The organism is Mesorhizobium sp. M6A.T.Cr.TU.017.01.1.1, assembly GCF_004023115.1.
In the GTDB taxonomy this organism is placed as follows: domain Bacteria; phylum Pseudomonadota; class Alphaproteobacteria; order Rhizobiales; family Rhizobiaceae; genus Mesorhizobium; species Mesorhizobium mediterraneum.
In genome coordinates, this window is record NZ_RZTA01000228.1 from 1 (window position 1) to 3,233 (window position 3,233).

4 protein-coding genes are annotated in these 3,233 nt (G+C 63.5%); 1 reads left to right on the plus strand and 3 read right to left on the minus strand.

Features of this window, described 5'->3' with window-relative positions; all coding sequences use genetic code 11:
- Together EOB36_RS33410 and EOB36_RS33415 are read right to left on the minus strand one after the other, a co-directional pair.
- On the minus strand, positions 1 to 359 hold a 359-nt coding region (locus EOB36_RS33410; RefSeq protein WP_164897706.1), incomplete at its 3' end, for a LysE family transporter.
- A 127-nt stretch (positions 360 to 486) separates the two neighbouring features.
- The gene (locus EOB36_RS33415) at positions 487 to 1,629 is read right to left on the minus strand and encodes a helix-turn-helix transcriptional regulator (protein ID WP_095487271.1); all 1,143 of its coding nucleotides are present in this window, start codon (positions 1,627 to 1,629) and stop codon (positions 487 to 489) included.
- A gap of 375 nt (positions 1,630 to 2,004) precedes the next feature.
- On the opposite strand from EOB36_RS33415, the gene EOB36_RS33420 reads away from it, so the two are divergent.
- Positions 2,005 to 2,700: a DUF1013 domain-containing protein gene (locus EOB36_RS33420; protein ID WP_095487269.1), complete on the plus strand. Its 696-nt coding sequence runs from the start codon at positions 2,005 to 2,007 to the stop codon at positions 2,698 to 2,700.
- Between the two features lie 175 nt (positions 2,701 to 2,875).
- On the opposite strand, the gene EOB36_RS33425 is transcribed toward EOB36_RS33420, so the two are convergent.
- Positions 2,876 to 3,233: WYL domain-containing protein (locus EOB36_RS33425; protein ID WP_128286564.1), on the minus strand; the 358-nt coding region annotated here is incomplete at its 5' end.

Sequence of the window (3,233 nt, forward strand, 5' to 3'; positions counted from 1 at the left end):
AGCCGGAAGTATCGAACGATTGGAACCGGCTTCGGCGCGTTGGCGCCAGCCTTGATCGACAGCGCCCGCCGCATCGAATTCCAGCCGATGAAGACCAGCATTGCGCCGTAAAGGCTGGCGGCCATCTGGTGTGCGATGCCCCCCGGCGGCAGCGCGCTGGCTCCCGTTGCGACGATCGCCGCCAGCGAACTCGCGCCAAGGGCAATACCGGCGGCAGCCGAAAGCGCCGTGGCGCGCGAAGCGGTTAGCCCGGCCTGCGCGACGACAGCGAAGTTGGCGCCCGGCAGCATTGCCAATAGCGCATAGGAAATGGCGAACGGAAACAACCCCGCCGCGACAGCGTGCCCGGTTTCCAACATCGATCAGCCCACATCGGCGGCGTCAGCTCTCCCAAGGGCAGATCGCCGCTACCGAAGCGAAATGTGGATGAAACACTTCCCCTCTAACAGTCGGCAAATGCCGACATGAGGACGTTTTGTTGGTGGGTTACGGGCCGCGCCCGCTGAGCGGCTCCGTGTTCTTGAGCAATGCAACCAACTCGCTCTGCTGATGGGTGCGGGTTTTGGAGAAGATCCGTTCCAGATAAGTGCGGCAGGTCTTCACGGTTATGTTCGAATTCGCCGCGGTTTCCTTCAGCGACCGCCCCGATGCCAAGGCTGTTGCAAGCTTCGCCTCAGCCGCCGTCAGATCGAACAGGTAGCGGATATGGGTCTCGAAACTGTCGGGAATGCGCCGGGCGACCTCCGTGACCATGATCACCGCGCAACGCTCCGACGCCAGGCCATAGGCGCGGGCGTCGACGAATGGGGCAACCGTCAGCACCAACCGTGTCAGGTCAAATCGCTCGCGGTCCGATGGCACCAGCAGCGTTCCTCCGGTCCCGAGCATGGCGCCGCCATGGAGCGAGCAGGCATTCGCGACCAGCCGCTGAAGCTGCTGCGCATCCCTGAGATTGGAGGCGACGATCGTGCCGCCATTCAGTGCCAGAGGGCTGTCGGGCCGTGCCAGCATTGCCTCGGCGGCCTCGTTCATTTGGGCGACACGCTGAAAGCCGTCCACCAGAAACACGCCGAAGGGCAGATGCGAGAAGGCCGATGCCAGCGCCGACGTGTTCTCCAACTGCCGGCCGATCTCCCCAGCGCGCAGCATATGCGGCACGATCTTCTGCAGCAGATCGATGTCGTCGGCACCGAATGCGCCCTGCTTCGAGCCGCGATGGATATCGAAAAACCAATAGGAGCCGTTGGAAGCCAGAAGATTGGAGGCGAGCCCGTGATGCATGTCGCGCGGCCTCATCCAGTCTTGCCAGAGTTCGCGGCGACGGAACGCCGCCACGTCTCCAGCTATCCGCGTCCGATCATAGATTTTGCCCACCGGCAGCGCTGCCGCGACCGTGCTGATGGGGTCACGCATGTGTGCCGCTGCCGCCTCGGGAGAACACAGCCCCGGGTCATCGACAGTCCCGACCGCGCTGAACGCCTGCTGATCGAGCCGCGCGATACAGCTTCGCGATGCCTTGAACAGGTCGCGCAGCCCCACGACCACATCAGGCCAGCGCTCCTGATCATAGGCGGCCTCGTAGATCTGACCAACAACGGTGGAGACTGATTCAATGGTGACCTCAGTCATGATGGCCTTCCGTTGCTGCGCACATTTGGCTGATGAAGCCTAGCACACGGAAGCTCTCGCGCAAGTTGCATCGCCGCTGAATAAGGCGATCCTGCCCTCAATCCCATCTCGCCGATGGTGTGCTGATCCTGAGCAGGACTACTCTTCTGGCGCTCGGCCAAGCCATAACCTGCGGAGCCGAAACGCCGATGCACGGCGCCGAAGCTGAAGGGCTGCCTTGACAGGTTCGATATCTCCCGCCGTCCTCGCCGCCACGCGCCAAAAACGTTGCGAAATGGCGAGAGAGCGGTTATACAGACCGCGAATTTCCCATTTTGGTGGCTCTAAAACCACCGCCCGCGCGGGAACGCGGGCGAACGAGAAGGATATTTTAAAATGGCCAATACGCTGCTGATGCCCAAGGCGACCGCCGTCTGGCTGGTCGACAACACCGCGCTGTCCTTCGAGCAGATCGCGCAGTTCTGCTCGCTGCATCCGCTCGAGGTCAAGGCGATCGCCGACGGCGAATCGGCGCAAGGCATCAAGGGCATGGACCCGATCATGACCGGCCAGCTGACCCGCGACGAGATCGCACGTGCCGAGAAGGATGCGAACCATCGGCTGAAGCTGTCCGACCCCAAGGTGCGGGTGCCCGAATCCAAGCGCAAAGGTCCGCGCTACACGCCACTGTCGAAGCGCCAGGACCGGCCCAACGCCATACTCTGGCTGGTGCGCAACCATCCCGAGCTGAAGGACGCGCAGATCGCGCGCCTCGTCGGCACCACCAAGTCGACGATCGACCAGATCCGCGACAGAAAGCACTGGAACTCGGCCAATCTGCAGCCGATGGATCCGGTGACGCTGGGTCTCGCCTCGCAGATCGATCTCGACATGGAAGTCAACCGCGCCTCGCGTGGCCGCGAGCAGGCACAGCCGGCCGGCGACACGCTGCTGCCGGCTGCATTGACCGAGCGGCTGGTGCCGGCGCCGGAGAAGCCAAAGGACGAGGATGCGGAACTCGACGCCAACGCCGTCTTTGCCAAGCTTTCGGCGCTGAAGTCGAAGGACGAGGATACCGACGACGAGGATTGAGGAACGGCGCCCCGTCCTTCTCCCCTTGTGGGAGAAGGTGGCCGAGCGAAGCTCGGTCGGATGAGGGGTGCCGGACGGATCGCGGCGTTGGAGTTTCTTCCAACACCCCTCATCCGTCTTGGCGCTGCGCGCCAATCCACCTTCTCCCACAAGGGGAGAAGGAAAGGCGCCGCGCCTAAGTTCGCGCGGCTCGGTCCGGTGCCATGCCGTAATCCTCGCTGCGCTCAACCGCACGATAGAAATCGGCGAGCTGCTTGCCGCGCTCCGGCTTGAAGACGCGGCCGGCTATGACCACCGAAGCGATGCGATCGATACGGAAAGCGCGGAAATCGTCGCGCATCTCGCACCATGCGACCAGCGTCCACACCTTGCCCCAGAACCATAGGCCTAGCGGCCTGATGTCGCGCGCGGTGCTGCGGCCGGCCTCGTCGGAATAGTCGATGGTCAGCACCTGGCGTTTTTCCACCGCGCGCTCGATCAGGTCGATTGCCTCGCGGGCGGCGTCGCTCACCACCCACATCGGCGTGTGGATC

Coding starts and splice junctions, on each gene's coding strand:
- EOB36_RS33415 (WP_095487271.1), bottom strand. CDS start 1,629: ATGACTGAGGTCACCATTGAATCAGTCTCCACCGTTGTTGGTCAGATC.
- EOB36_RS33420 (WP_095487269.1), top strand. CDS start 2,005: ATGGCCAATACGCTGCTGATGCCCAAGGCGACCGCCGTCTGGCTGGTC.